The sequence below is a fragment of the Rhizobium sp. Root491 genome (assembly GCF_001427205.1).
Lineage (GTDB): Bacteria > Pseudomonadota > Alphaproteobacteria > Rhizobiales > Rhizobiaceae > Agrobacterium > Agrobacterium tumefaciens.
In genome coordinates this window covers 378,838-404,836 of record NZ_LMFF01000012.1, presented here as the reverse complement: position 1 = coordinate 404,836, position 25,999 = coordinate 378,838, and the positions used below count along the sequence as shown (strand labels likewise).

Here is a 25,999-nt window from a genome sequence, read left to right as displayed (position 1 = left end):
TCTTCCCCGTTTCCAGAATCTCAGGCGCTTTCCCATGTCCGTTGCCGTTTCCCCGCTCGCTCCGAAATCCTATCCCGACATGCCCGCACTGCGTGGTGTTCGCATGGCGACGGCTGCCGCCGGCATCAAGTACAAGAACCGGACCGACGTTCTGTTGATGGTGTTCGACAAGCCGGCAAGCGTGGCTGGCGTTTTCACGAAATCGAAATGCCCCTCGGCCCCCGTTGATTTCTGCCGCGCCAATCTCGGCGGCGGCGTGGCGCGCGCCGTGGTGGTCAATTCCGGTAACGCAAACGCCTTTACCGGCGTCAAAGGCAAGGCCGCGACCGAGTTGACGGCGAAATCCGCAGCCGCTGCCGTCGGCTGCTCTGAAAATGAAGTGTTTCTGGCATCGACCGGCGTAATCGGCGAACCGCTTGATGCCACCAAGTTCGCCGGGGTTCTGGGCGACATGCAGGGCATGGCTGAAGCCGATTTCTGGCAGGAAGCCGCCAAGGCAATCATGACGACCGACACTTATCCCAAGGTCGCGACCCGCACCGCTGAAATCGGCGGTGTCGTGGTCACCATCAACGGTATCGCCAAAGGTGCCGGCATGATCGCGCCCGATATGGCGACGATGCTTTCTTTCGTGGTGACGGATGCCGATATTGATCCGGCCGCGCTGCAATCGCTGCTTTCCGCCGGTGTCGGCCCGACCTTCAATTCCGTGACTGTTGACAGCGACACCTCCACCTCCGATACGCTGATGTTGTTTGCGACAGGTGCGGCGGCTGAGGACGGTCAGGTCAAGGTGACGCGCGCCGATGACGAGCGGCTTTCCTCCTTCCGCGCCGCCTTGAACGATCTCCTGAAAGATCTGGCCCTGCAGGTGGTTCGCGATGGCGAAGGCGCACGCAAGATGGTCGAAGTCACCGTTACCGGCGCGGAAAACGATGTCGCTGCCAAGAAGATCGCCCTTTCGATTGCCAACTCACCGCTGGTGAAGACTGCGGTTGCCGGCGAAGATGCCAATTGGGGTCGCGTCGTGATGGCTGTGGGCAAATCCGGTGAAATGGCCGACCGTGATCGCCTTGCCATCTGGTTCGGCGGCGTACGCGTTGCCGTCAATGGCGAACGCGATCCGGATTATTCGGAAGCGGAGACCACCGCCGTGATGCGGCTGGAAGACATTCCGGTGAAGGTTGACATCGGTCTCGGTGAGGGCAAGGCCACCGTATGGACGTGCGACCTGACCAAGGAATATGTTGCGATCAACGGCGACTACCGGAGCTGACCGTTGGAGCCGAAGAGAATGCAGGACAATAAAATCGTCAATCTGCCGCTGGTTCGCCGTCTGGAAGCAGTCAGCTTTCGGGCATGGCCGGCCTCGTCGGTGATTTATGACGGTAGCTGGCAAATCCGCCTGACGGGGTCGCATCCATCAAAACGCATCAATTGCGTGGTGCCGCTCGATCCTTCCGATTATGGAAACTGCGCGGTGCGGCTGGAAAAGGCGCGCAAGCGCTTCGAGGATTTCGGCCGTCCGCTGGTGGTGCGCGAAACGACGCTGATGCCGCCGCAGCTCAAGGATTTTCTGGTAAAGGACGGCTGGTCCATGGTTGAGGAGGTCAAGGTCATGACGGCCGATCTCGCTGGCATTGAACTGCCGGAAACGCTGGTCAGCCTGCCGAGCCACGATATTGGCCGTTTTGTCGAGGCGAGCATCAAGGTCAGCGATGGCGACCCGACCCTGCGCCCGGCGATCGCTGAAATCCTCAGTTCGATCAAGCCGACCCTTGGCCTGTTCATCAACGAAGAAGCAGGGGGCAGCGCACTTGCCACCGTTATCTGCGTGCAGGATAACGATCTTGCCGGCATTCTTTCCCTCGATGTCGAGAAGTCGCAGCGGAAAAAGGGCCTCGGCACGCAGCTGCTGGCGTCAGCACTGCGCTGGGGCCGCATCAGCGGCGCCAAAAGCGCCTGGTTGCAGGTCGTCTCCACAAATGCGCCGGCGATTGCACTTTATGAAAAATTCGGCTTCACCGAGGCCTATTCTTATCGCTACTGGCGCAAGGCTGGTGAAGAATGAGCGAAGCGGGCAAAAAAATCCTGCTGGTTGCCGCCTGCGCCCTTCTTGATCAGGACGGCCGTATTCTTCTGGCGCAACGACCTGAGGGCAAGTCGCTCGCCGGCCTGTGGGAATTTCCAGGCGGCAAGGTGGAACAAGGCGAAACACCGGAGGAGACCCTCGTCCGCGAGCTGGACGAGGAGCTGGGTATCAAGACCAAGATAGCCTGCCTCGCGCCGCTGACGTTCGCCAGCCATACCTACGAGACTTTTCACCTGCTGATGCCGCTTTACGTGTGCCGTCGTTATGAAGGCATGGCCCATGGGCGCGAAGGACAGGCAATTAAATGGGTAAAGCCGCAGGCTCTGCGTGATTATCCGATGCCGCCGGCCGACGAGCCGCTCATCCCCTTCCTTCAGGATTTGCTTTAAAGCGACCTACCTGGCGGGTTCGATCCCCTCGCGCAGCCTGTTGAAAACATCCCATAACTCCGCTTTACCGTGCCAAAACGAGGCTGTGTTAACAGATCGTTCAGCACCCTCTGGCAGATTGTTAAGCTAAAGAAGCGGTAAACTGCGCGTATGAGGTTGGCTATGAACGAGGATTTCTGGAAGACGGTGGAAGGTCGTCAGTCTTACTCCAACAAATCCCGTCGCACCGGCGTTCTTAATGTCGCGCTGCTTTTCGGGACGGCTGTGATTGCTCTTTCCCTGATCGTCACCCCCATGCTTGCCGGAAAATCATCAACGCGCGTCGCGCAGTTCTCCGACAATTACGACATGATAAGCACCGGCTCCATCAAGAAGACCGATGCTGGCAAGACCTATTCCATCCGCCGCAGCATAACCCAGCCGATGCCCGAGATGCCCTGTGTCGTGACGGGCTATAGCAGCGAGAGCGGTTGCTGATCGTTTACCATCATCGGTAACGGATTACTCATGCCCGTGGCATAGTATAAATTCGATTTTAGCAATATATAATGCCGGTTAGCGTAAGCACCGGATGGCGGATGGAGAATATCCCGTGCTGCATTGTTTTATTCGTTTCTTTAAAGACGAAAACGGCGCGACCGCAGTCGAATACGGCCTGATCGTCGGCGTTATTTCCGCCGCCATCATCGGTGGCGGAACCACCATCGGCAGCACCATCAATGCGGTATTCCAGTTCCTCGCCGATACTTTTGCCAACATCTAGGGCCTGCGCTACGCCTATCAGGAAAGCTTGACTTCGGTCGTCTTCAGGGCATCGGCAAGGCGCATTTTGGCGGAACCAGGTTTCAGCGGTTTCTGCTGGCTCTCGTGCGGTGCCCAGCCTGAGACATAGATGATGGAAAACGTGGCTCTGATCCGCCCGTCCGGATCGGAATAACGTTCGGCGTAAAGCTCCGCTGCCCGCAGGAAAAAAGCGCGATTGAGCGGTTTTCTGCTGCGGCTTGCCAGCGGATTGGCCATGCCCATGGCGCGCAGATCGCGCATCAGCGGAAAAATCGAGTCGTAACGCACCGTATAAGTTTCCGCGTCGGTGACGGGAAGCGCAAAACCGGCACGCTGCAACAGTGCGCCAACATCGCGCACATCGGCAAAGGGAATGACGCGCGGGCTGGCGCCGCCGGTCAACTCGGCTTCTGCCGTCAACAGCACATCGCGCAGTTCCTGCAATGTGCCGCTGCCGGGAATGGCTCCGAGAAACAGTCCGTCCGGCTTTAGCGCCCGCCTTATCTGGATCAACGCACCGGGGGTGTCGTTGGTGAGGTGGAGGGCAAGCGGGGAAACAATGAGATTGGCGGAGGCTTCTTCGAGCGGCAGATGCTCCATGGAGGCCACCTGCGGCAGATTCCCATCCGTCGCAAAGGAGGTATCCGTCTCGATACGACGGATAGCATCCACCTTGCCCGTCTCGGTCAAGCGCCGGGCGGTGATGCCCGTCCCGCCGTGCAGTTCGATTGCGGTCTCGAAACGGCGCTCGACGATGGCGAGCCTGTCGGCAAACTCGTCGGCGGCCATGTCGAGAAGAAACAGGGCCTTGTCGTCACGCCGGTTCCACGCCCGGCGGCGATTTTGTTCGATCAGGGCCTGGTCAAAGAGAATATCCATCGTCGTGCCTGCTCGGCCTGTAACGCCTTTGGGATCGGCGGGCCGCATCGTTGCTGTCATGCCGCTTCGGGCATTGTTTTTCCGGTCAGAGGCCGAAACATATCTCTCTCGCAAAGGCACCCGTTCGGCGCTAAAGTCAACCTCATGGGCGCTGGTGAAGATCTGTTTTCGGGATTGCTGTCGAAGTCCGCGACGGTGTCGGTGGCGGCACGCAGCGTGTTGCACTCGGCCTTCCGCATGGTCTATCCGCCCACTTGCGCAGGGTGTTCCCGCATGACCGGTGGCGAGGGTGCCCTGTGTGCGGATTGCTGGCGGGATGTGGCCTTTATCGATCGACCTTTTTGTGAGGTTCTGGGCATTCCCTTCGCCCGGGATCACGGCGCGGGTGTTGTAAGCGCACAAGCCATCGCCGACCCACCGCCTTTCGACCGTCTGCGTGCTGTTGCCAGCCATGAGGGAACCGCGCGTAAACTCGTACACCGGCTGAAATATCAGGACCGGACCGATCTTGCGCGTTTCATGGCGCTGTGGATGCTGCGGGCAAGCGACGGAACGGTTGATAGCTGCGACTGTATCGTGCCGGTTCCGCTGCATCGCCACCGCTTCTGGCGTCGCCGTTTCAACCAGTCTGCTGAGCTCGCACGGCATCTGGCCAAGGCCACCGGCAAACCGCTGCTTGCCGGCACGCTGTTGCGCGTGAAGCCGACCGAGCGGCAGGTAGGGCTTTCCGCGCTTGCCCGGCAGGACAATGTGCGGGGCGCTTTTGCAATAGCGCCCAGCCGAAAAACCGATGTTTATGGCAAGCGAGTGGTGCTGGTGGATGATGTTTATACCACTGGTGCGACGGTGGGCGCGGCAAGTCGCGTCTTGCGGAAGGCGGGTGCCACGGATGTGACCGTTTTGACCTTTGCAATGGCCATTTCCGGCCCTATATGAAGCCTGAATGAAACGAGGATATCGTGCGTTTCAGCACACGTTTGCGAGGCTTCGAAATACATGGCACCGGTAACGATCTATACACGGGATTTTTGTGGTTATTGCGCGCGCGCCAAGGCGTTGCTGGACAGCAAGGGCGTCGATTATGCCGAATATAACGCGACGACGACGCCGGAGTACCGGCAGGAAATGATCGAGAAATCCGGCGGAACCACCTTCCCGCAAATCTTCATCAACGGCCAGCATATCGGCGGTTGCGACGATCTGCATGCACTGGAGCGTGCTGGCAAACTCGACGTTATGCTTGCCGCTTAATCGGCTCGATTTTCGATACGGAGGACGTGATGATTTTCAAGGCTGCCGCCATTCAAATGCGCTCGGGTGTCGATACGGTGAAAAACGCCGCCGATATGGAGCGCCTGGTACGTGTTGCTGCGGCTGCGGGCGCTGTCTATGTTCAGACGCCGGAAATGACCGGCGCTCTCCAGAAGGACAGGCAGGCGCTTCGCGCCCAGCTGCGTGACGACGATGGCGATATCATCGTTGCGACCGCCGCCCGGCTGGCACGCGAACTCGGCATCCATGTCCATATCGGCTCGACAGCGATTGCCCGCCTGGATGGCAAGATTGCGAATCGCGGTTTTCTGTTTGCGCCTGACGGTTCGCGTATCTGCAGCTATGACAAGATCCATATGTTCGATGTCGATCTCGACAATGGCGAAAGCTGGCGCGAAAGTGCGGCTTACGAACCCGGCGCTGTCGCTCGCGTTGCCGAACTTCCGCTGGGGAAATTCGGCTTTGCGATCTGCTACGATGTGCGCTTCCCGCAGCTTTTCCGGGCGGAGGCACTCGCCGGCGCCGAGGTTCTGACGGTTCCGGCCGCCTTCACCCGCCAGACGGGTGAAGCCCACTGGGAAATTCTGCTGCGTGCCCGCGCCATTGAAAACGGCGCTTTCGTCATTGCCGCCGCACAGGCCGGCCTGCATGAGGACGGGCGGGTCACGTTCGGCCATTCCATCATCATCGACCCCTGGGGCAAGGTGCTGGCAATGGCCGGTGGCGCCGGAGAAGAGATCATTTTCGCAGAGATCGACACGTCTCTCGTGGCTGCCGCGCGCGGAAAAATCCCCAATCTGCGCAATGCCCGCGAGTTCGGACTGGACACGGTTATTCCTGCTGGAGGTGAGGCGGCGTGATCCGTTATGCGCTGGCCTGTGAAAAGGGCCATGAGTTCGAAGGCTGGTTTTCCGGGAGCGACGATTTCGACAATCAGTTGCAGCGCGGCTTCCTGTCCTGCCCGATGTGCAATTCCCCGCAGGTTTCCAAACTTCTGATGGCGCCTTCGGTCTCCACCGCCCGCAAAAAAGACGAACGCCAGTCGCTCGCCATGGACACGGCCAGAAAAGAGGCTATCGCAAAAATCCGCGAGGCGGTCGCAAATATCCGCGCGAATGCGGAAGATGTCGGCGATAAATTTCCCGAAGAAGCCCGCAAGATCCACTATGGCGAGGCCGACGAACGCGGCATCATCGGCCACGCGTCTGCCCAGGACGCGAAGGCCTTGATTGACGAGGGCATCGAGATTGCACCGTTGCCAGTGCTGCCCGATGATGTGAATTGAGTTTGCCTACGATTTTGATGACGTCTGCCACTTAGGACGAACGTCATCCGTCGTTCATGACCGGAGAATTGGGTGCGCTAGCTTTACGCGGGTCTTTTCGCCAGCATCATGTAGTTGACTTCCATGTCCGGCGAGAGGTTCCAGCGGTCCTGCAATACGTTGTAGAAGACGCCGGTACGGTGGACGATATCCATGCCGCTGGCCACCAGCGGCCGTTCAAGCTCATCCGGGCGAACCAGCTTCTCATATTGGTGGGTGCCGCGCGGCAGCCAGCGCAATACGTTTTCGGCGGCAAAGATCGCGAGCGCGCGGGCTTTCAGCGTGCGGTTGATGGTGGCGGCGAACATTAGCCCGCCGGGACGCACCATTTTCGCGCAGGTGGTGACGAAGAGATCGACATTGGCCACATGCTCGACCACTTCCATGTTGAGGACGACGTCGAAGGTTTCGCCCGCCTCCAGCAACTGTTCGGCGGTCAGGGCGCGGTAGTCGACGCTGACACCGCTTTCACGGGCGTGGGTGGAGGCAATGCCGATATTCTTTTCTGAAGGGTCGGCGCCCACCACGTCCGCGCCCATGCGCGCCACGGGTTCGGAAAGCAGGCCGCCGCCGCAGCCGATATCCAGCACACGCAGCCCTTCAAGCGGGCGGTGCGCCTTCGGGTCGCGGCCGAAATTATCGCAGATGCGGTTGCGGATATATTCAAGCCGCACCGGGTTGAATTTGTGCAGCGGCCGGAACTTGCCCGTCGGGCTCCACCATTCCGCAGCCATCGCGGAGAAGCGATCCACTTCGCTCTGGTCGACGGTCGTCTGTGCGGTTTCGCTCATGGTTCTGCTCCATATTGCTGTTGCATTGAAGTCGGATGATTGATCCCCGAAGTCAAGACCGGTGGCACATTCCGTCGGCAAATTCCCGGGTGCTTCATTGCCGCAGGTGGAACTGAAACGGGCTGCGATTTGTTTCATGCTGCGTTCATGGAACGCGGCGTATTTTCCAGTCATGGCAGTATGTGGAACGCATGCTCGTCCATCGAAATTGGTGGACGCCGACAAGGGCAAAGCGGGCTTTTGCTTGAGGAGAAGTAAGTGAAGAAAAAACTGTTTGGCGCAATTGCGCTGGTGGCCATGCTCGCCGCGCCGGCCCTTGCCGAAGCTGCGACTCGCGGCTTTGCCACCGCGAATGTGAATATGCGCTCCGGTCCGAGCACAGCCTATCCGGCCGTGGTCGTGATCCCGGTCGGCGCACCATTGACGGTACATGGCTGCCTGTCCGATACGCCGTGGTGCGACGTCTCTTTCGTCAGCGGTCGTGGTTGGGTCGCCGGTCGTTACATCCAGACGACGTTCAGGCAGAACCGGGTCTACGTTGAGCCGCGTTATTACCGCGATCTCGGCGTTCCCGTGATCACCTTCGAAGCCGGTCGTTATTGGGACCGTTATTATCGTGACCGTGACTTCTACCGCGAGCGTGACCGCTGGCGTCGTCCGCCGCCATCAGGCGGTTACTGGAATGCTGCGCCTCCGCCGCCGCGCGGTGACTGGGAACGCCCGCGTCCGCGCGACGAATGGCGTGATGGCCGCCGGGATGAATGGCGCGATCCGCGTCAGGGCGGTGGACCGAATGACGGCCGCTGGGAGCGCCGTTACGGCGACTGGAACCAGGGTGACAGAAACCGGGGCGACGGAAACCAGGACAGGCCGCGTCGAGATGGTGACCGTCCTCGGTTCGAGGAAGAAAATCGCGACCGCAATCGCGATCGCCAGCCAAATCAGGACGAAGGCCAGCGTCGTCCGGAGCGCCGCCAGTGGGATGATCCACGCCGCGCGCCCGCCTCGGAAAACTTTCAGGGCGGTTGCCGGGTCGGTGATCCCGGTTGCGATCCGCGATAAACAGACAAAGCCCGGCGAGATTTCGTCGGGCTTTTCATTTGCCGGTTCAGATTATCACGAGAGTACTTTTATTTCGCGGTTGCGGCCTTGCGTGCGCGGGCCTTGGGTTTTGCGGGAGCTTCTGCCTCCGGCTCCGCAGCAGCGGTCTTCGGCGCTGCTTTCTTGCGCTGGGCAGGCTTTGTCGCCTCCGATGTCTTCAGCAGCGAAAATTCATGCTTTGCCTGTTCCCAATGGTCCGCGTCACGGCCATGTGGATGGCCTTCCTTTTCCCAAAGTGTATAGGCCCGTTTGCTGATCCACTCTTGTTCCGAAACCTGCATGCTCGTCTCCCGTTGCTGTTGACAACGCCTTTGACAAGGCGACATTCCGCTTGGTCCGGCACACGCTCGACAGGAATCAATGCCGGCATTTCAAACTCCATTACATGCCATGATTTTCCGGGCGTCAAGCAAACATGCTGCATTGCGAAAGCGGATTTCAGGCATTTTACGCGGGTGAAAGCGGTTTGAGCGAAAGACGTTCCTGAAGGACAAGATCAACGTTGCGTGATCGCGCCCGGACCTCCAAGATGGGCTGGTGAACGGTAGCGGAGGAGGCGACCTTGGAAGTTGCAACGGAAGCGGAGACGCAGGTCGTCATCGGAAGACGGGGAGGGGCCGGCATCATCCACCTGAACCGTCCGAAAGCCATCAACAGCCTGACGCTGCCGATGGTTCGTGCCATGCTCCAGGCGCTTCACCGTTTCGAGGATGACCCTGACGTTTCCTGCGTGGTGCTGACAGGGGAAGGCGACAGGGGGCTCTGTGCGGGGGGTGACGTTCGCATCATTCACGATCTCGGCAAAGCGGGCGATCCGCAGGTGCTGGATTTCTGGCGCGAAGAGTTTCCGCTGAATTATCGTATTGCCCGCTTTGGTAAACCTTATGTCACGTTGATGGACGGCATCGTCATGGGTGGCGGCGTCGGCATTTCCGCCCATGCCAGCCACCGCATAGTCACCGAGCGGACGAAGCTTGCCATGCCGGAAACCGGTATCGGCTATTTCCCTGACGTCGGCGGTTCCTGGCTTTTGCCCAGAGCGCCGGGCGAATGCGGCACCTGGCTGGGGCTGACAGGCAATGCGGTCACTGCTGCCGATGCGATCTACGCCGGTTTTGCCGATTATTTCGTCCCTTCTGCGCGCCTTACAGATTTGGTGGAGAATCTATCACAAGCGCTCGATCCTGATGGTGTCGAGGCTGTAATCGGAACTTATGCCGTCGAAGCTGGTGAGGGCGTCCTGTCGGCACACCGTGAGATCATTGACGCGGCATTCCGTTTCGACACGGTCGAGGAGATTTTCGCAGCACTTTCGGAGCGTGACGATACGTTTTCGCGCGAGACTCTGGAAATTCTCAAAAAACGCTCCCCTACCAGTCTCAAACTAACCCTGAAGCTGCTGCGCCTGGGGCGGGAAAGCGCCAGCCTCATCGAATGCCTCGAACGGGAATTTGCCGCCGGCACGGAGATATTGCGGGGTCATGATTTTTATGAGGGCGTGCGTGCGGCCCTGGTCGACAAGGACCGCAATCCGCGCTGGCGACCGGCACAGCTGGAAGAGGTGCGTGAAGAAGACCTTCTGCCATATTTTACCAAACATTCCGGTAATCTCTTTCCCGAGCACCGCCTTTAGATTGCGCAACGCAAAAGAAATCCGGCTTGCGGACATATATGAAATCATCGCCTTTCGAATTGATGTTGCTTGGGTGAAATTTCTAATACGCTTCTGCTTAACGCACGGCTGTTGCTCGCAGGCGTTGTCGCCCCCCGTTATGTTGACGACCATTCGATTTTCCGGGGGTATTCATGAAACGTCTTCTCATCATCGGCACTGCCATTGCCGCTCTTTTTGCAGGTGCGGCGCAGGCGCAGTCTCCGACCACCATTCTCAACGCCTCCTACGATGTTGCCCGTGAGGTTTTCGCAGCCGAGAACGAGGCTTTCATCAAGCTGCATCCGGGTATCACGGTTGATCAGTCGCACGCCGGCACCTCCAAGCAGGCGCGTGCCATCGTTGAGGGTCTGGAAGCCGATGTCGTCACCTTCAACCAGGTAACGGATGTCGATTTTCTGGTGAAGCAGGGTTTCGTTTCCGCCGACTGGCAGAAGAATTTCGCGAACGACGCCTCGCCGTTCTATTCCTTCCCTTCCTTCCTCGTGCGTGCCGGTAATCCCAAGCACATCAAGGACTGGAACGATCTTGCACGTGACGACGTGAAGGTGGTTTTCCCCAATCCGAAGACCTCGGGTAACGCCCGTTACACCTATCTCGCCGCCACGGCCTATGCCAAGGAGAAGTTCAACGGCGACGAGAAGAAGGTTCAGGAATTCGTCAAGAAAATCTTCGACAACACCCCTGTTTTCGACACCGGAGGCCGCGCCGCCACCACCACCTTCGTGGAACGTGAAATCGGCGACGTGCTGATCACCTTCGAAGCCGAGACCCGCGGCATTGCCAAGCAATATGGCGCCGACAAGGTTGAGGGCGTGGTGCCTTCCGTCAGCCTGCTCGCCGAATTCCCGGTCGCCGTGGTGGACAAGGTGGTCGACAAGCGCGGCTCGCGCGATCTGGCGAAGAGCTACCTCGATTTCCTCTACACCGAAGAGGGCCAGCGCATTGCTGCCGAATTCGGCCATCGCGTTCACAACGAAAAGGTTGTCGGCGAGTTCAAGGACAAGTTCCCGGCCATTCGCCTCGTCAACGTCAATGACGTCTTCGGCGGCTGGAATAAAATCCAGAAAGAGCATTTTGCGTCCGGCGCGACGCTTGATACGCTCTACGGCAGCCGTTAATCACGACGATATGCAACAGGTAAAAGACCCGGCGGGAAACTGCCGGGTCGCTTTATGATGAAATGGGGGCGGGGTTTGAAGCGGAATGTTCTGCCGGGGCTTAAATTGTCCCTCGGCGTTACCCTCACTTACGTCGCCATCATAGTGCTTCTGCCGCTCTCGGCGCTGGTGTTCAAGGCGGCGAGCCTTGGCCCTGCCGAATACTGGGCCATTATCTCTTCGCCGCGCGCCGTCGCAAGTTACCGGGTTACCGTGCTCTGCGCGCTGGCCGCGACCTTGTTCAACGTCGTTTTCGGACTGGCACTTGCCTGGGTGCTGACGCGTTACCGCTTTCCCGGCTGGCGCCTTGTCGATGCCATTGTCGATCTGCCTTTTGCGCTTCCCACCGCTGTTGCCGGCATTGCGCTGACGACGCTGTTTGCGGGTAACGGCTGGTTCGGCTCGGTGCTTGCGCAATTCGGCATCAAGGTTGCCTATACGCCGCTCGGCATCATGGTGGCGATGGCCTTTACCAGTCTACCCTTCATCGTGCGCACCGTGCAGCCGGTGCTCGAAGACCTCGATCCGGCATTGGAGGAGGCGGCGCAATCGCTTGGCGGTTCCGATCTCGAAATCTTCCGCAAGGTCATCCTGCCGCTTCTGACGCCAGCTCTGCTGGCCGGTCTCTCGCTCTCTTTCGCGCGCAGCCTCGGTGAGTTCGGCGCCATCATCTTCATCGCCGGCAACCAGCCGTTTTCAACGGAAATTACGGCGCTGCTGATCTTCATCCGGCTGGAGGAATATGATTATCAGGCCGCCGCCGCCATCGCCTCCGTGCTGCTCATCGCGGCCTTCGTGATGCTGGCGGTGACCAACGCCCTGCAGGCGCGTGCGCTTCGTTATACGGTGAGGAGCTGAGACATGAGCGCCATTTCCTCGCATCGCAAGCCACCGCGCGTCGGTGACGCGCCCTGGGTTCGCCGTAGCCTGATCGCTTTTGTGCTCGTCATCGGCGCGTTCCTGGTTGTCGCTCCTCTGACCATCATCGGGGTCGAGGCTTTTTCGCAGGGCTGGAAGGTTTACTCAGCCACCATCACCCACCCCGATACCCGCCACGCCATCATGCTGACGGTGCTGACGGCGCTGATTGCGGTGCCGATCAACACGGCCTTCGGCGTCGCGGCCGCATGGGCGATCACCAAATTCGATTTTCCCGGCCGGCGCTTCCTGCTGGTGCTGATCGAGATACCCTTCTCCATCTCGCCGATCGTTGCCGGTGTCGCCTATCTCTTCGTTTATGGGCTGCAGGGGCTGTTTGGGCCGTTCCTCGATGCGCACAATATCAAGATACTCTTTGCACTACCCGGCATCGTCATCGCGTCGATGTTCGTCACGGCACCCTTTGTGGCGCGCGAGCTGATCCCATTGATGCAGGCGCAGGGCCGCGATCTGGAGGAGGCGGCCACCTCGCTTGGCGCATCCGGCTGGCGCACCTTCTTTTCGGTGACGCTACCGAATATCAAATGGGCACTGCTCTACGGCGTCGTTCTGTGCAACGCCCGCGTCATGGGTGAATTTGGCGCGGTGTCGGTCGTGTCAGGCAATATTCGCGGCCAGACCAACACGCTGCCGCTGCATATCGAGCTGCTCTACCATGATTACCAGACGGCCGGCGCCTTTGCGTCGGCCTCCATCCTCGCTCTGCTCGCCGTCGTCACCATCATCGCCAAGGTGGCGCTGGAAGGGCGTGGTGCGGGGCGCGGGGCCAAGAAGACCAGCGGCGGTGCCGCCATCGCCACGGAGACCTGATTCCCATGAAAATCCGCCTCGAAAATGTGGTGAAGACCTTCGATACATTCCGCGCGGTGCGCGATGTCTCGCTCGATATTGAAAGTGGCGAGCTTCTGGCGCTGCTCGGCCCTTCCGGCTCTGGCAAAACCACGATTTTGCGCATGGTCGCGGGTCTCGAATATAGCGATGGCGGCCGCATCTTTTTTGGAGACGAGGACGCCACCAATATTCCGGTGCGCGATCGCGGCGTCGGTTTCGTGTTCCAGCACTACGCACTTTTTCCGCATATGACGCTGCATGAAAACATCGCGTTCGGTATGAAGGTGTCGAAGGTGAAGCGCGACAAAGCCGCGATCGATGCGCGGGTCAGGGAACTGTTGAACCTGGTCAAGCTTGACGGTCTGGGCGACCGGTTCCCGGCGCAGATTTCCGGTGGGCAGCGGCAGCGTGTGGCGCTGGCCCGTGCGCTTTCGGTCGATCCCAAAGTGCTTCTACTGGATGAGCCCTTCGGCGCGCTGGATGCCAATGTGCGCCGCGACCTGCGCCGCTGGCTGCGTGAAATTCACGGCGCGCTGGGCATTACCACGATTTTCGTGACGCATGATCAGGAAGAGGCACTGGATCTCGCTGACCGCGTCGTCATCCTCAATCAGGGCGAGATCGTGCAACAGGGCACGCCGAAGGAAGTCTGCCGCCAGCCGAACAGCGCCTTCGTCATGCGCTTTCTCGGCGATGCCAACCGTGTGTCCGGCGTGGCGCGCGGCGGCAAGGTCTATGTCGGTGACAACGAACTGCCTTTCTCCTACGGTCAGGCGGATGGCGCCGTCGAGATCTATGCCCGTCCCTCCGACCTGGAATGGGAAGATCTGCACGAGGGCATTCCAGCCTCGGTTTCGCGGGTTCTCGACCGGGCAGGCGAGCGGCGGGTGATTGCCAGCACAGATGGCGGCGATCTCCTCGAATTCGACGTGCCGCCGGAAAATGATGTCGCGGCAGGCGATCGCGGTTCCGTCATCATCCGCCGTGCGAAGATTTTCCCGGCGGCTTGAGGGACGCTCTCGCCAGCCTCATATCAGCAGTTCGAAAGAGGCCTCGGCCGCCAGCCTGCCATTGACCATCAGGTCAACCTTGTGAACACCCGCATAGTGCTTGCGGGTGGTGAAATCACGCATGGCGCGGCTTATCGAGAGCGCGCATGTTTCGCCCGGCTGCAACTCGATTTCTTTCCACTTGAAGACTTTCGCGGAGGCGTCACCGCTCTTTTTCACGTAATGCACGGCATAATCGATCACCAGCTTCTGCGGGCTTTCTGCCGTCGAGGTGAAAGAAGCTGAAATCCGCACCGGATTACCAAGAGCGACCTTTTCAGGAGAAACCTGAAACGCCGAAAGTGCGATCTGAGCCTCCTTATGGGCACCGAAATGGGCGAGCGCGGCAGCGTCACCTTTCTTGACCAGAGTACGCAAGGCCTGCCGCACGATCCAGCGTGTATGCGGGTTTTCCTTCGGCCATGTGTCGATGAGCGCCAGCACGAAAGCGGGATTGTCCTTGGTGATGTCGTTCAGATGATTGGCGACGGATTTGCGCACGTAAAGCGCCTCGTCAGCTTTCATGGCATCAAGGATCGCGGTTACCGGTGAGGGATCATCGATCAGGGCTTTGAGCTGGAACGACCAAGGCAGGCGCGGCCGGCAGCCTTCGCTCGCCAGCCTTCGCACATGCTCGTTGTCATGTCGTGACCATGTTTCCATCACGGCAAGTGTTCGGGCCAGATCCCTTTGCAGGAAATGGCGGATCGCAAATTCCGAGGAGCCGAAACGGGTGAAATATTGCAGCGCCTGCATGGAAAGATCGAAATCGTCGAGACCGTAAAGCGCCACATATTCTGGTAGCGAAATGGACGCGAAACCGTTGCCTATCCCGGGTGCTGCGGCTGTCAAAATTTCGATGTTGCGGGCATAGTCGCCGGGAAGCGTGGCGTGCAGGCTGGTCGCCACCTGCCGCATGCGCTGCATGATGCCCAGCGCTTCGAGATTTGTCGTGGCAAGCGCCATGAAGGCGGGAACATCGAAAGGCGCATGAACGGCTTTGGTCTGATCGGCGATGTGTCGCAGTTTTTCGTGGTTGAAGATTTCCTTCAACGCGGGTGCCGCTGTCTCGCTCATAGTGCCTCTCTAAGTTCACTTTTTGTTCTTTTAGGGCATGATGAGGACGGAGGCAAGGGAGGTGGTACTACCGAAGAAAAGACATAGCAGATCTTGCTTCTTCACAGATTGACGAAGGTCTTTCACTCCGTCATTCCGGGCTTGATCCGGCATCCTGCATCCGGCCACTGGGCGCCTGCGCGGTGAGTAGTCTTTTTTGGTCAATGACTTGATCGCGCTGGACCCCGGATCTAGTCCGGGGTGACGACGCGTGGAGATTCCGGGTTCGCCAAATTCAGGTTCAGGGCGGATATTGTCATCCGCCCTGAGCTTGCATCCAAAGCTTCAGCTCATCTGGCTGACGAATTTCGTCTCCAGATAGGCCTGAACCGCCTCCGAACCGCCCTCCGTGCCATAACCGGAATCCTTGACGCCGCCGAAGGGGACTTCGGGAAGCGCAAGGCCGTTGTGGTTGATGGTCAGCATGCCCGCCTCGACCTGGTGGCCGAGCGCATGCGCTGTCTTGACCGAGCTGGTAAAGGCGTAGGATGCAAGGCCGAAAGGCAGGCGGTTCGCTTCGTTGATGGCATCATCGAATGTCGAGAAGCGGTTGATGATGGCGACGGGACCGAAGGGCTCGTCGTTCATGATCTTGGCTGTCACGGGCACGTTGGCGAGCACCGTGGGCTCGAAGAAATTGCCCTTGTTGCCGATTCGGCGGCCACCGGTCTTCAGTTCCGCGCCATGAGAAACGGCGTCGTTGATCAGGCCTTCCAGCGCTGGGATGCGGCGCTCATTGGCGAGCGGCCCCATGACGACACCTTCTTCCAGGCCGTTGCCGACCTTGATCGCCTTCGTGGCTTCCACGAAACCTTCAAGGAAGCGATCCGCCACACCGTCCTGCACGAGGAAGCGGGTGGGAGCGACGCAGACCTGACCGGCATTGCGGAACTTGGCAAGCGAGGTCACCTCGATCGCTTTTTCGATATCGGCATCGTCAAAGATCATCACTGGCGCATGACCGCCGAGTTCCATCGTGGCGCGCTTCATGTGCTTGCCGGCAAGCGCTGCCAGATGTTTGCCGATCGGCGTGGAGCCCGTGAAGGAAATCTTGCGGATGACCGGATGCGGGATCAGATATTCCGAAATCTCGGATGGCACGCCGTAAACGAGACCGATGACACCCGCCGGCACGCCCGCATCCACAAACGCTCGGATCAGTTCCGCCGGCGATGCCGGTGTTTCCTCCGGGGCCTTGACGATGATGGAGCAGCCAGTGGCAAGGGCAGCCGAAAGCTTGCGGACGATCTGGTTGATCGGGAAGTTCCATGGCGTAAACGCCGCGACGGGACCAACCGGCAGCTTGATGGCAAGCTGGGAAACGCCGGTTGCGCGCGCCGGGATGACCTGGCCGTAGGTGCGACGTGCTTCTTCGGCGAACCAGTCGATGGTATCGGCGGCGCCCATGATTTCGGTTGCCGATTGCGACAGCGGCTTGCCCTGCTCGCGGGTCATTATATAGGCGATCTTGTCCTTGCGCTCGCGCAGGATGTCGGCTGCCCTGCGCATGATCTTGGAACGCTCGAAGGGCGAGGTGTCGCGCCAGGCCTTGAAGCCACGTTCGGCAGCGGCAAGCGCCAGATCGAGGTCCGCCTTTTCGGCATGGGCGATCGCGCCGATGATTTCGTCGGTCGCAGGGTCGGATACGGCGATCGTCTTGCCGGAAACGGCGTCTCGCCATTCGCCATCAATGAGAAGTTTGATGTCGGGATAGGTGTGCATAGGGACTACCTTCATGATGCGGCCGATACGGCAGGGTGCCGTCCAGCCCGGAGACGTGAACAGAATTTTCCTGACCGGAATATATCCGGTATCGCCGCTTGCGCTGCGCGGAACGGGCGTCTGGGCATTTCCGGCAAGAGGAAGCTGAAAATGCCGGAAACGGAAATGACAGCTCTTATATTAAGTTGCGTACGGTATGTTTCAACCGTTCGCTCTGGCAATCGCCATGATTTTTCTGTGATGCGAAACTTGTCTCTCGGCTTTCCTGCCTGACAGGCAGGCGGATGCCGAACGCGCATTGGTCTTGTCCGATACGCGCGAATCATGTGTTGCTGTTGTTAAGCAATCACGCATATGCCGCAATTTGGCCTTTGTCGCACCAGACGGATTGATACGAAGACGCAACTTGTAGTGTTGCTTGCGTCATAACAGGGCGTGAAGTGTAAAAAAGTACAATAAGACGGAAAAATTATCCAAACGGTTTACTCAAAACCTAGAGAAAATACGGATAAAATCTCACTAAGGATATAACATTCATTCCTGATATATATTGCGAGCGTCGGTTCCCTTGACCCTCAGAGGTTGGCGAAAACCCCTCGACCTGAACGCTAGATGGAGAAAGAGTATGAGTTTCGCCCGGGTACTTCTCAGTGCGTTTCTGTCGCTCATGTGGCTTTCCTGTGCCGAGGCCGGGACGATCGCCAAGCCGCAAGGCAAGCCGATATTGACCATCTCCGGAAACATCACCAACACCAATGCCGATGGCGCTGCGGTATTCGATCGCGACATGCTGGAGGGATTGGGCATGGTGACGGTGGAGACCACGACGCCCTGGCACGATGGCCGCGTTCGTTTTGACGGCGTGTCACTGGCAAAGTTGATGGATCTCGTCGGCGCAAAAGGCACCAGCGTAACGGCAGTTGCACTCAACGATTATGTGAGCACCATACCGGTTGAGGATTTTAAGAAATTTAACGTTATCCTCGCGATCAAGCTGGATGGCAACTACATGACAGTTCGCGAAAAGGGTCCGCTGTTTGTCATCTATCCCTATGATAGCGACCCGGAATTGCAGAAGCAGACCTATTATTCGCGGTCCGCATGGCAAGTTGCCAAATTGATAGTGGAATAAAGGTGCCGTTTGCGAAAACTTGTGGCGGTGATCATCTGTTGCTTCGTCCTGGCAACGGGCTATATCGCTTTCGTCATTGCCGAGCGTCAGACCGCTCTGCAGAAATTTTCCCGCTATAACGATTCGTGGGCGGTCAGTCAGACCGTGGCGGAGTATCTCCGCCTTCAGAACAAATTGGCCGTTTTTGCGCTCAGTCCCGGTGTCATAGACCGGGACGAATTGCAGCTGCGCATGGACATCATGCTAAGCCGCCTGGAGCTCTTGAAGCAGGGTAACCTCGGCGCTTTCATCAATGAAAAGCAGCAATGGCGGGATCTCGTAACCCGCCTTGACGCGGTTCTGGCCCGCCTGGAACAGCAGATGAACACCCTGGAGCCAAGGGATGTTCCGGATCTGCTCTCCGAGATGAGCTCGCTCGATGCGCCGATGACGACGCTGGCTTCGTCGTCGGTCGCCTATGACGTCAATCTGATCGATACGGCCCATGAGGACGTGCGCAAGCTGCATATCGTCTACACCGCGCTTGCGGGCGGATTGATCCTGTGCGGCATCGCGCTGGTGATATTGCTGCTTCGCCAGAACGATCTGTTGAACCGTGCGCAGAAAAGCATGCGCGGGCTGACCGATGATCTGCGCGCCGCCACGCTTGAATTGCAGGCCAAGAATGTCCGGCTGGAGCATGATGCCTATCATGATGCGCTGACGGGCCTTCCGAACCGCTCGCTGTTCCGGCAGGAACTGATCGAGCGGTTGCGCCGCTCCTTCGGCGGCAATGGAACGACGGCCATTCTTCTGCTTGATCTTGATGGGTTCAAGGACGTCAACGACACGCTTGGCCACGATTCGGGCGACGCCTTGCTTCAGGCCGTGGCACAGCGCCTTTCGGGGATCGGCGGTGATTACGACATGGTTTGCCGCCTTGGCGGCGATGAATTCGCTGTCGTATCCGATGATCTTAATGAGGACACGGCGCGCCGTCTCGCCTCCAAGCTTATCGAGCAGATCAGCCGGACCTACCAGCTCGGCGAGCAGGAGGTGAAAATCGGCACCTGCATCGGCATCGCCATATCGCATGGTACCGTCGATGCGGATGAATTGTTCAAGCGCGCGGATCTGGCGCTTTATGAAGCCAAGGCCATCGGCCCTGGCCGGGCGAGTGTTTTCAAAGTCCGCATGCAAAAGCAGCTGACCGAAAAGAAATCCTTCGAGGCTGATCTGCAGACTGCGCTGCAGAACGACGAGATGGAGGTCTATTACCAGCCGCAGGTGGCGACGCAAACCCGCAAGCTTTGTGGCTTCGAGGCACTTTTGCGCTGGAAACATCCAGTGCGCGGCGATGTTCCGCCCAGCGTGTTCATTCCCGTTGCGGAACGAACCGGCCTTATCCATTCGCTCGGAAAATGGGTGATGGAGACTGCCTGCCGCGAGGCGATGCGATGGGATGAGGACATGAAGGTGGCGGTCAATCTCTCGCCGGTTCAGTTCCACAGTACCAACCTCATTCAGAACGTGATGGGTGCCCTTGATAAAAGCGGGCTGGAGCCGAGCCGGCTCGAGCTTGAGATCACCGAATCGATCCTGCTGAACAAGAGCGACCAGACGATCAACACGCTGACGCGGCTGAAGGCCGTCGGCATCCAGATCGCCATGGACGATTTCGGCACCGGTTACTCCTCGCTTGCGAATTTGCGCGGCGTGCCGTTCGACAAGATCAAGATCGACCGGTCATTCCTGCGCGATATCACCAGCGACCGCGACGCGCTGGCGATCGTCGAATTCGTGGTCGGCGTCGGGCGCAGCCTTCGAATGACCACCATCGCCGAAGGCATCGAGACGGAGGAGCAATATGAGCTGGTCAAACGTCTGGGATGCGATCTGGTACAGGGCTATCTGATCAGCCGGCCGTTGCCGGCCAAGGAGCTGGTGGCCTGGAGTTCCGTTTGAACGGGTTTGCTTTCGAACAGGGCAAGCCATGTTAAATTTCAGTGGGATACATCGTCGACGGCGAAAACCAATACCGGTTGTCGCACCGATACTGTAGAGCATTCGCGGTCTATGCGGGATCGTTCTGTTGACGAGACCGGGTTTTGAGAAAGGGCTTGGGAAATATGGAAATTCTGGATGTGCATGGAGTAGCCCTGCCTCTTTCTTCCGATGAGGTATCGCCCGTCATATGGCAGGCGCTGACCGACGGCAGCTATGAGGCGAAAGAGGCCCGCAGCGTCCTGAAAGCCATCAAGCCCGGCGACCGCGTATTGGAACTGGGGTCCGGCATCGGCATCATAACCTCGATCATTGCCGGTATTCAGGATGTTTCCGTTTGGGCATTCGAGGCCAATCCGTCCACAGCGGCACTGGCGGAACGGGTGATCAAGGCAAATTGCCGTGGCAATGTCGTGTTTTCCCAAGGACTTCTCACGGCCGACGAGCCGCGTACCTATCCCTTCTATGTCCGCAAGGATCTCTGGATGTCGTCCATGGACGAAAATCAGGGTCCTTATGAAAGGCGCATCGAAATCTCGTCCGAGAATATCGATGCGTTTGTCGCCAGCCGGGGCATCACGGCGCTCGTGATGGATATCGAGGGCGCGGAACGCGATCTGCTCGGCAATGCCGAGCTTGCTGGCGTGGAGCGGATATTCGTCGAGCTGCACGATCACCTTTATGGCCTCGAAGGTGTTCGCGACATCATGCAGGCACTGACCGCCAAGGGATACGCCTATGATCCACGCGGTTCACGCGGCCCTTGCGTGTTGTTTTCCAAGGACGACAGCCCGAGGGAATACGATCCCGACGTGGATTGAGAGTTCGAACAACTTAGCGAGTTTCGTTTCCGGCGGTGTGCAGTCGCGACCGCGCCCGTGCGCCGTTGATCACAATTTAAAACGCAACTTACCCGGTTGGTTATTTCAATCCGTTTGCGTCTTCTGTCGCAACTTTTCGGTCGCGGTGCCGTTAGCGCCGGTACCGGGGCGTAAGACAGCGGGCGGCACGGCTATTATTGCCAGATCAGCAATTCATTCGGAATTATTGTTGCAATTGTTGCGGATGTTTTCCTGCGTCATCATCCCTCCATCAAACCGGCGCACAACATAGATCGCACCGGAAGATGCCAACGCAACCGAAGGAGAAACGATCATGGGCTTTGTTAAGACGACAGATGGAACAGACATCTTCTACAAGGACTGGGGCCCGAAGGATGCTCAGCCCATCGTGTTTCACCACGGCTGGCCACTCAGCTCCGACGACTGGGATGGACAGATGCTGTTTTTCCTCTCGAAAGGATATCGTGTCGTCGCCCATGATCGCCGTGGTCACGGCCGCTCCGCGCAGGTTTCCGAAGGTCACGATATGGACCATTATGCCGCAGACGCCTTTGCGGTTGCAGAAGCGCTGGACCTGAAAAATGCCGTGCATATCGGCCATTCTACCGGCGGTGGCGAAGTGGCGCGTTATGTTGCCAGACACGGTGAACCCGCAGGCCGCGTCGCGAAGGCCGTTCTGGTTTCCGCCGTGCCGCCGCTGATGCTCAAGACCGAGGCCAACCCCGAGGGCCTGCCGATGGAGGTTTTTGACGGCTTCCGTTCAGCACTTGCCGCAAACCGCGCGCAGTTCTTCCGCGATGTGCCCTCCGGCCCGTTCTACGGCTTCAACCGCGATGGAGCGACCGTTCAGGAAGGCGTGATCCAGAACTGGTGGCGGCAGGGTATGATGGGCAGTGCCAAGGCGCATTACGATGGCATCAAGGCATTCTCGGAAACCGACCAGACCGAAGACCTGAAGGCCATCAGCGTGCTTACACTCGTGCTGCACGGTGAAGATGACCAGATCGTGCCGATTGCGGACTCTGCGCTGAAATCGGTGAAGCTCCTGAAAAACGGTACGCTGAAGACCTATCCCGGCTTCTCGCACGGCATGCTGACCATCAATGCAGACGTGCTCAACGCCGATCTCTTGGCCTTCATCAAGGCTTGATCCTTTTGCAAAACGGAATGCGGCTGGATACCCGGCCGCATTTTGTCGTCCTGCGTCAAGCCAGACGGGCCTGCCATTCGCTGCGATAGGCGGGAAGCCCTGCAATGGCATCGGGAGCGAAATGGCGCTCGCGACCGGCAAGTGGTTTGATACCGGTGAGGAGTGCTGCCCCGGCACTGGTGCCTGTGGAGCCGCTGACGGCGATGACCTCAGTTTCGGCAAAACCTGCCAGCGCCTTGAGATAAAGCGCATTGCTGGCGAATGGCCCTTCGACCAGTATCGGGCCTTTCCGCCCGATGAGCGATAGACTGAACTCCGTCATCAGGGCGAGATAAACCGCCGCTGCCGCGTGCCGTTCCGCAACCGTGGCATTGTCGTCGGCAATCCAGCGCGCTGTTTTGCCGGGGAAGGGGCCGGAACCGCTGACGACGCTGGGCAACAGCATCATGCCTCTTGTGAGCACGCCGCCGAGAGCGGCTTCGGTTTCTTCGTCCGGAGCAGGCCCGAATTGTTGCGTCAGCGTTTCATATTCCCTGCCGCCCATGAAGCGGGAGGAGGGAACGGGACGCCCGAGGGCATCGACATTCAAAAGCGTATCACGGGCGGGATCCAGCGTCTCCGCCGTACCGCCGATGGCGAAATTCACCACCCAGGTGCCGGTGGAGACGACCGAAAAATCACCCTGCCGCCGCAGCAGATGCGGCAGCAGCGAGGCGTTGGAATCATGGATGCCGCAATAGACCGATATATCCGCCGAAAGCCCGGTTTCCAGCGCCACCGATTCGCGGACTGGCCCGAGTACATCGAAGGCGGAGCGCACCGGCGCCATCAAGTGCGCAATGCCCAAGCGCTCGACCAGCGATGAAAACGCCTTCAGCCGCGGATTCCACAAATCCGTATGGCAACCGAGCGAGGTCGTCTCGGTGGCCTGAACGCCGGTCAGCCGCCCCGCCCAATATTGCGCGTAGGTGACGATGCTGCGCACCCCAGCGAATTCCTGCGGAAAGGCGGTTTTCTGGAAATGGATTTGTGCGCCAAGGTTCAATCCGGCTGGAAGCGAGGGCGAGCCGGTTTCAGCAAAATCTGGCCTGATGCGGAGATAGGCGTCCGCAACGCTTGCGGGGTAGCTGTGCTCGTAATCCAGCACAGGCATGGCAAGATCGCCGTTTTCGTCAAGAAGTGCGGCAGACGCGCCATGGGTCGTGATGGAAATCGCATCGAAACCCGGCTCTTCCGCGAACCGCCGCAGAGAGGCGAGAATGAAGCTCCAGAGCATCTCCACATCGTAATGCGGATAAATACCGTCACGAAGGACAGGGTTGGAACGTCTGTCACCGGTTATCTCTTCGCCGTTTCGGGTGTCGATGATAACGACCTTGGCATTGGTCTTGCCTATATCGATGACCGCGACGCGGCGTGGCTTTGTCATGTCATTCATGGCAGGTGGAACACTGTCACAAGGTCAGTCGCGACAGGCGAGTTATCGGGATTGCTTTCCATGATGTCAGCCATATGCGCCCACCATTTCTTCATCACGGGATGCTCGGGCAATGCTGCCATGCCGTGGTTCTTCGGGCGGGTCAGCACGCCGAACAGGATGTCGGTTTCCGGGTCGAGGTGGATTGAATAGTCGCTCACACCCGCTTCGTGCAGAAGAGCAACCAGTTCCGGCCATATCTCGTCATGGCGCCGTCTATATTCGGCTTGCTTGCCGGCGAAGAGTTTCATCTTGAAAGCGTGTTTTTCTAATTCCGGCATGGCTTAGCCTCTGATGGCGCGAAGGCGGCGCACAACGATGGGTATGGCGATGGTGATGATCAAAAGCAGGCCGACGAAGATCGACATGACGATGCCAGGCACGTTCAGAAGACCGAGGCCGAAGGTGACGAGGCCCATGACGAAGGCAGCGATGACGACACCCGCAATGGTGCCGGAGCCGCCGAGAATCGACACGCCGCCGAGCACCACCATGGTCACGACTTCAAGCTCCCAGCCTTGAGCAATCGAGGGGCGGGTGGAACCGAGCCGCGAGGTGAGGCAGACGGCGGCGATGCCGCTCATCAGGCCGGTCAAAAGGAAGAGGATGAATTTCACCCGCTCGACGGGAATACCGGAAAAACGGGCGGCAAACGGATTGTTGCCGATGACATAGACCTGCCGGCCGAAATTTGTGGCGTGCAGCAGAATGGCGAAGATGAAGGCCATGGCGAGGAACAGCACGAATTCGAAGGAGATGACCGAGTACACGTAACCCTGACCGAAATAGGCGAAATCCGCCGGATATTTGCCATAGGCCTGATCACCCAGCACCATATAGGAAATACCGCGAAACAGGCTCATCGTACCGATGGTGACGACGATGGATGGCAGTTTGAGGCCAGCGACGAGAAAGCCGTTGAACGCCCCGCAGAGTAGCCCGGTTCCGATGCCGATGGCGACGAGCCCCGGCGTGCCGACACCCACCTGCACCGCCGCACCCATTGCGGTGGAGGCGAGAGCGATGATGGCGGCCACTGAGAGATCAATCTCGCCAGCGATGATCAGAAGCGCCATCGCAAAGGCGATGATCGCCTTTTCGGTGAAGTTAAAGGTCGCGTCGGACAGGTTCCATGCATTGAGGAAATAGGGCGAGGCAAACGAATTGGCGATGAAGATGAGGATCGCGACGCCGAGCAGCAGCACTTCCCAGCTTGCCATGAGACGGCGCAACGGCGTGCCGAGCTTGTCTGGAATGATGCGCGGCTTCTGCGCCGGTTGAGAATTCGTACTCATGCTGCGGCCTCCTTGGCCTGATCGCTTGCCGCCCGGTCGCGCAGGATGATGCGCCCTTTTCGAGCTTCGGCGCGGGCGTTGAAGACGACGGCGAGCACGATAACCACGCCGGAAATCGCCATTTGCGCGAAGGGAGAAATGCCAATGACGGGCAGGGCGTTCTTGATGACGCCGAGAAACAGTGCGCCGAGCACAGCGCCTGCCACCGAGCCGATGCCGCCGGCAATGGAGATGCCGCCAATCACATTTGCCGCCACGCTATCCAGTTCGAAACCGGCGGCGATATCCACATAGGCAACGGCATAACGCGATACCCAGAGATAGCTCGCAAGTCCTGCCAGTGCACCTGACAGAACGAAAGCCAGAAAGCGTGTGCGGCCGACATCGATGCCGGCATAGACCGCAGCGCCCGGATTACCGCCGGAAGCGTAGGCGGAGCGGCCGAAAGAGGTCCGGCTGAGCACCAGCCAGGCACCGGCGATGATGAGGATGGCGACCCAGGATAAAACCGGCATGCCGAGGATCATGGTGCGCGGCACGTTGAGGAAGGTCGGCGAAAGCTGGTGCGCATTCACCCAGCCGCCGCCCGACAGCACGAAGGCCATGCCGCGATAGATGGTGAGCGTGCCGAGCGTGACGACGATGGGCGGAATGCCGAGCCACCAGACGAGAATGCCGTTGATCGATCCCAGAAACGCGCCGATGCCGACCGCCATGGCGATGAGAAGCGGCAGTGGAATTCCCGGGAAGGCGGCATTGGTCATCGCCACTGCCATGCCGGTGAAGGCGAGGTTGGCGGCAACCGAAAGATCGATGGATTTGGTGAGAATGACCGCCATCTGGCCAAGCGCCAGGATGATGAGGATGGAGGTATCGTTGAAGATATTGACGAGATTGGCCGGCTTGCCGAAACCGGGCGCGCGCAGCGCAAAGCCTGCGATCATGATGACGATGATGCCCGCCAGCAGCCATTCGCGATTTTTGAGAAAACGTTGCATGG

28 protein-coding genes are annotated in these 25,999 nt (G+C 59.0%); 19 read left to right on the top strand and 9 right to left on the bottom strand.

Annotated elements, in window-relative coordinates:
- Nucleotides 1-34: 34 nt before the first annotated feature.
- The 5 genes from argJ to ASD46_RS12760 all read left to right on the top strand — a co-directional run bounded on the left by argJ (nt 35) and on the right by ASD46_RS12760 (nt 3,244).
- A complete protein-coding gene (gene argJ / locus ASD46_RS12780) occupies nt 35-1,276 on the top strand; it encodes a bifunctional glutamate N-acetyltransferase/amino-acid acetyltransferase ArgJ (protein ID WP_003511237.1) in 1,242 nt (413 codons plus the stop codon).
- Nucleotides 1,277-1,294: 18 nt separating this feature from the next.
- On the top strand, nt 1,295-2,071 hold the full coding sequence (locus tag ASD46_RS12775; protein WP_003511236.1) for a GNAT family N-acetyltransferase: 777 nt from the start codon (nt 1,295-1,297) through the stop codon (nt 2,069-2,071).
- Entirely contained in the window at nt 2,068-2,481 is a 414-nt protein-coding gene (mutT, locus tag ASD46_RS12770) for an 8-oxo-dGTP diphosphatase MutT (protein WP_003511235.1), read from the top strand. Before ASD46_RS12775 ends, mutT begins: the two co-directional genes overlap by 4 nt.
- A 162-nt stretch (nt 2,482-2,643) precedes the next feature.
- The gene (locus ASD46_RS12765; protein ID WP_003511234.1) at nt 2,644-2,958 is read left to right on the top strand and encodes a hypothetical protein; all 315 of its coding nucleotides are present in this window, start codon (nt 2,644-2,646) and stop codon (nt 2,956-2,958) included.
- A gap of 94 nt (nt 2,959-3,052) precedes the next feature.
- Complete coding sequence (locus ASD46_RS12760) at nt 3,053-3,244, top strand: Flp family type IVb pilin (protein WP_026330706.1); 192 nt, start codon at nt 3,053-3,055, stop codon at nt 3,242-3,244.
- 17 nt (nt 3,245-3,261) lie between these two features.
- Here the strand turns inward: ASD46_RS12760 and ASD46_RS12755 are convergent, their stop codons facing one another.
- A complete protein-coding gene (locus ASD46_RS12755; protein WP_003511231.1) occupies nt 3,262-4,143 on the bottom strand; it encodes a methyltransferase domain-containing protein in 882 nt (293 codons plus the stop codon).
- Between the two features lie 144 nt (nt 4,144-4,287).
- Between ASD46_RS12755 and ASD46_RS12750 the strand changes: the two genes are divergently transcribed.
- Genes ASD46_RS12750 through ASD46_RS12735 form a run of 4 tightly spaced genes read left to right on the top strand, consistent with a single transcriptional unit; the run spans nt 4,288 to nt 6,700 of the window.
- Entirely contained in the window at nt 4,288-5,079 is a 792-nt protein-coding gene (locus ASD46_RS12750) for a ComF family protein (RefSeq protein WP_060642366.1), read from the top strand.
- A 60-nt stretch (nt 5,080-5,139) separates the two neighbouring features.
- Nucleotides 5,140-5,394 (top strand): glutaredoxin 3, encoded by a 255-nt coding sequence (gene grxC, locus ASD46_RS12745; protein WP_003511229.1) that lies wholly within the window; start codon nt 5,140-5,142, stop codon nt 5,392-5,394.
- Between the two features lie 29 nt (nt 5,395-5,423).
- The gene (locus ASD46_RS12740) at nt 5,424-6,275 is read left to right on the top strand and encodes a carbon-nitrogen hydrolase family protein (RefSeq protein ID WP_060642365.1); all 852 of its coding nucleotides are present in this window, start codon (nt 5,424-5,426) and stop codon (nt 6,273-6,275) included.
- Complete coding sequence (locus ASD46_RS12735) at nt 6,272-6,700, top strand: DUF1178 family protein (RefSeq protein ID WP_003511227.1); 429 nt, start codon at nt 6,272-6,274, stop codon at nt 6,698-6,700. The genes ASD46_RS12740 and ASD46_RS12735 overlap by 4 nt, the downstream gene beginning before the upstream one ends.
- An 83-nt stretch (nt 6,701-6,783) precedes the next feature.
- Here the strand turns inward: ASD46_RS12735 and ubiG are convergent, their stop codons facing one another.
- Nucleotides 6,784-7,530 (bottom strand): bifunctional 2-polyprenyl-6-hydroxyphenol methylase/3-demethylubiquinol 3-O-methyltransferase UbiG, encoded by a 747-nt coding sequence (ubiG, locus tag ASD46_RS12730; protein ID WP_003511226.1) that lies wholly within the window; start codon nt 7,528-7,530, stop codon nt 6,784-6,786.
- A gap of 258 nt (nt 7,531-7,788) precedes the next feature.
- Between ubiG and ASD46_RS12725 the strand changes: the two genes are divergently transcribed.
- On the top strand, nt 7,789-8,592 hold the full coding sequence (locus ASD46_RS12725; protein ID WP_003511225.1) for an SH3 domain-containing protein: 804 nt from the start codon (nt 7,789-7,791) through the stop codon (nt 8,590-8,592).
- Between the two features lie 68 nt (nt 8,593-8,660).
- Here ASD46_RS12725 and ASD46_RS12720 read toward each other — a convergent pair whose 3' ends face one another.
- The gene (locus tag ASD46_RS12720; RefSeq protein ID WP_003511224.1) at nt 8,661-8,912 is read right to left on the bottom strand and encodes a DUF2934 domain-containing protein; all 252 of its coding nucleotides are present in this window, start codon (nt 8,910-8,912) and stop codon (nt 8,661-8,663) included.
- 281 nt (nt 8,913-9,193) lie between these two features.
- On the opposite strand from ASD46_RS12720, the gene ASD46_RS12715 reads away from it, so the two are divergent.
- From ASD46_RS12715 to ASD46_RS12695, 5 genes are all read left to right on the top strand, one after another.
- Complete coding sequence (locus ASD46_RS12715; RefSeq protein WP_003511223.1) at nt 9,194-10,264, top strand: enoyl-CoA hydratase/isomerase family protein; 1,071 nt, start codon at nt 9,194-9,196, stop codon at nt 10,262-10,264.
- A gap of 173 nt (nt 10,265-10,437) precedes the next feature.
- The gene (gene cysP, locus ASD46_RS12710) at nt 10,438-11,424 is read left to right on the top strand and encodes a thiosulfate ABC transporter substrate-binding protein CysP (RefSeq protein WP_060642364.1); all 987 of its coding nucleotides are present in this window, start codon (nt 10,438-10,440) and stop codon (nt 11,422-11,424) included.
- Nucleotides 11,425-11,478: 54 nt separating this feature from the next.
- Nucleotides 11,479-12,321 (top strand): sulfate ABC transporter permease subunit CysT, encoded by an 843-nt coding sequence (cysT, locus tag ASD46_RS12705; protein ID WP_003511219.1) that lies wholly within the window; start codon nt 11,479-11,481, stop codon nt 12,319-12,321.
- A 3-nt stretch (nt 12,322-12,324) separates the two neighbouring features.
- Nucleotides 12,325-13,212, top strand: coding sequence for a sulfate ABC transporter permease subunit CysW (cysW, locus tag ASD46_RS12700; protein ID WP_003511217.1), 888 nt, complete (start codon nt 12,325-12,327; stop codon nt 13,210-13,212).
- 5 nt (nt 13,213-13,217) lie between these two features.
- Nucleotides 13,218-14,243, top strand: coding sequence for a sulfate/molybdate ABC transporter ATP-binding protein (locus tag ASD46_RS12695; RefSeq protein ID WP_003511215.1), 1,026 nt, complete (start codon nt 13,218-13,220; stop codon nt 14,241-14,243).
- An 18-nt stretch (nt 14,244-14,261) separates the two neighbouring features.
- Here the strand turns inward: ASD46_RS12695 and ASD46_RS12690 are convergent, their stop codons facing one another.
- Complete coding sequence (locus ASD46_RS12690) at nt 14,262-15,359, bottom strand: DNA alkylation repair protein (protein WP_013761715.1); 1,098 nt, start codon at nt 15,357-15,359, stop codon at nt 14,262-14,264.
- A 324-nt stretch (nt 15,360-15,683) separates the two neighbouring features.
- Nucleotides 15,684-17,120: an NAD-dependent succinate-semialdehyde dehydrogenase gene (locus ASD46_RS12685; protein ID WP_060642363.1), complete on the bottom strand. Its 1,437-nt coding sequence runs from the start codon at nt 17,118-17,120 to the stop codon at nt 15,684-15,686.
- A gap of 625 nt (nt 17,121-17,745) precedes the next feature.
- Here ASD46_RS12685 and ASD46_RS12680 point away from each other — a divergent pair.
- The 4 genes from ASD46_RS12680 (at nt 17,746) to ASD46_RS12665 (ending at nt 22,227) form a co-directional block, all read left to right on the top strand.
- The gene (locus ASD46_RS12680) at nt 17,746-18,252 is read left to right on the top strand and encodes a molybdopterin-dependent oxidoreductase (RefSeq protein WP_003511212.1); all 507 of its coding nucleotides are present in this window, start codon (nt 17,746-17,748) and stop codon (nt 18,250-18,252) included.
- A 9-nt stretch (nt 18,253-18,261) separates the two neighbouring features.
- Complete coding sequence (locus ASD46_RS12675) at nt 18,262-20,196, top strand: putative bifunctional diguanylate cyclase/phosphodiesterase (protein WP_060642362.1); 1,935 nt, start codon at nt 18,262-18,264, stop codon at nt 20,194-20,196.
- A gap of 164 nt (nt 20,197-20,360) precedes the next feature.
- Nucleotides 20,361-21,056 carry an FkbM family methyltransferase gene (locus tag ASD46_RS12670; RefSeq protein ID WP_003511210.1) on the top strand — a complete coding sequence of 232 codons (696 nt, stop codon included), beginning with the start codon at nt 20,361-20,363 and terminating at the stop codon, nt 21,054-21,056.
- Between the two features lie 334 nt (nt 21,057-21,390).
- Nucleotides 21,391-22,227: an alpha/beta fold hydrolase gene (locus ASD46_RS12665; RefSeq protein WP_003511208.1), complete on the top strand. Its 837-nt coding sequence runs from the start codon at nt 21,391-21,393 to the stop codon at nt 22,225-22,227.
- Between the two features lie 55 nt (nt 22,228-22,282).
- Here the strand turns inward: ASD46_RS12665 and ASD46_RS12660 are convergent, their stop codons facing one another.
- Genes ASD46_RS12660 through ASD46_RS12645 form a run of 4 tightly spaced genes read right to left on the bottom strand, consistent with a single transcriptional unit; the run spans nt 22,283 to nt 25,997 of the window.
- Nucleotides 22,283-23,665, bottom strand: a complete 1,383-nt coding sequence (locus ASD46_RS12660) for an FGGY-family carbohydrate kinase (protein ID WP_060642361.1) — start codon at nt 23,663-23,665, stop codon at nt 22,283-22,285.
- Nucleotides 23,662-23,985, bottom strand: coding sequence for an L-rhamnose mutarotase (gene rhaM, locus ASD46_RS12655; RefSeq protein WP_003511206.1), 324 nt, complete (start codon nt 23,983-23,985; stop codon nt 23,662-23,664). Before rhaM ends, ASD46_RS12660 begins: the two co-directional genes overlap by 4 nt.
- Nucleotides 23,986-23,988: 3 nt before the next feature.
- Nucleotides 23,989-24,999 carry an ABC transporter permease gene (locus ASD46_RS12650; RefSeq protein WP_060642360.1) on the bottom strand — a complete coding sequence of 337 codons (1,011 nt, stop codon included), beginning with the start codon at nt 24,997-24,999 and terminating at the stop codon, nt 23,989-23,991.
- Complete coding sequence (locus tag ASD46_RS12645; RefSeq protein ID WP_019564797.1) at nt 24,996-25,997, bottom strand: ABC transporter permease; 1,002 nt, start codon at nt 25,995-25,997, stop codon at nt 24,996-24,998. Before ASD46_RS12645 ends, ASD46_RS12650 begins: the two co-directional genes overlap by 4 nt.
- Between the last annotated feature and the right edge of the window lie 2 nt (nt 25,998-25,999).

Coding starts and splice junctions, on each gene's coding strand:
- argJ (WP_003511237.1), top strand. CDS start 35: ATGTCCGTTGCCGTTTCCCCGCTCGCTCCGAAATCCTATCCCGACATG.
- ASD46_RS12775 (WP_003511236.1), top strand. CDS start 1,295: ATGCAGGACAATAAAATCGTCAATCTGCCGCTGGTTCGCCGTCTGGAA.
- mutT (WP_003511235.1), top strand. CDS start 2,068: ATGAGCGAAGCGGGCAAAAAAATCCTGCTGGTTGCCGCCTGCGCCCTT.
- ASD46_RS12765 (WP_003511234.1), top strand. CDS start 2,644: ATGAACGAGGATTTCTGGAAGACGGTGGAAGGTCGTCAGTCTTACTCC.
- ASD46_RS12760 (WP_026330706.1), top strand. CDS start 3,053: ATGGCGGATGGAGAATATCCCGTGCTGCATTGTTTTATTCGTTTCTTT.
- ASD46_RS12755 (WP_003511231.1), bottom strand. CDS start 4,143: ATGGATATTCTCTTTGACCAGGCCCTGATCGAACAAAATCGCCGCCGG.
- ASD46_RS12750 (WP_060642366.1), top strand. CDS start 4,288: ATGGGCGCTGGTGAAGATCTGTTTTCGGGATTGCTGTCGAAGTCCGCG.
- grxC (WP_003511229.1), top strand. CDS start 5,140: ATGGCACCGGTAACGATCTATACACGGGATTTTTGTGGTTATTGCGCG.
- ASD46_RS12740 (WP_060642365.1), top strand. CDS start 5,424: ATGATTTTCAAGGCTGCCGCCATTCAAATGCGCTCGGGTGTCGATACG.
- ubiG (WP_003511226.1), bottom strand. CDS start 7,530: ATGAGCGAAACCGCACAGACGACCGTCGACCAGAGCGAAGTGGATCGC.
- ASD46_RS12720 (WP_003511224.1), bottom strand. CDS start 8,912: ATGCAGGTTTCGGAACAAGAGTGGATCAGCAAACGGGCCTATACACTT.
- cysP (WP_060642364.1), top strand. CDS start 10,438: ATGAAACGTCTTCTCATCATCGGCACTGCCATTGCCGCTCTTTTTGCA.
- cysT (WP_003511219.1), top strand. CDS start 11,479: ATGATGAAATGGGGGCGGGGTTTGAAGCGGAATGTTCTGCCGGGGCTT.
- cysW (WP_003511217.1), top strand. CDS start 12,325: ATGAGCGCCATTTCCTCGCATCGCAAGCCACCGCGCGTCGGTGACGCG.
- ASD46_RS12695 (WP_003511215.1), top strand. CDS start 13,218: ATGAAAATCCGCCTCGAAAATGTGGTGAAGACCTTCGATACATTCCGC.
- ASD46_RS12690 (WP_013761715.1), bottom strand. CDS start 15,359: ATGAGCGAGACAGCGGCACCCGCGTTGAAGGAAATCTTCAACCACGAA.
- ASD46_RS12685 (WP_060642363.1), bottom strand. CDS start 17,120: ATGCACACCTATCCCGACATCAAACTTCTCATTGATGGCGAATGGCGA.
- ASD46_RS12680 (WP_003511212.1), top strand. CDS start 17,746: ATGAGTTTCGCCCGGGTACTTCTCAGTGCGTTTCTGTCGCTCATGTGG.
- ASD46_RS12670 (WP_003511210.1), top strand. CDS start 20,361: ATGGAAATTCTGGATGTGCATGGAGTAGCCCTGCCTCTTTCTTCCGAT.
- ASD46_RS12665 (WP_003511208.1), top strand. CDS start 21,391: ATGGGCTTTGTTAAGACGACAGATGGAACAGACATCTTCTACAAGGAC.
- ASD46_RS12660 (WP_060642361.1), bottom strand. CDS start 23,665: ATGAATGACATGACAAAGCCACGCCGCGTCGCGGTCATCGATATAGGC.
- rhaM (WP_003511206.1), bottom strand. CDS start 23,985: ATGCCGGAATTAGAAAAACACGCTTTCAAGATGAAACTCTTCGCCGGC.
- ASD46_RS12650 (WP_060642360.1), bottom strand. CDS start 24,999: ATGAGTACGAATTCTCAACCGGCGCAGAAGCCGCGCATCATTCCAGAC.
- ASD46_RS12645 (WP_019564797.1), bottom strand. CDS start 25,997: ATGCAACGTTTTCTCAAAAATCGCGAATGGCTGCTGGCGGGCATCATC.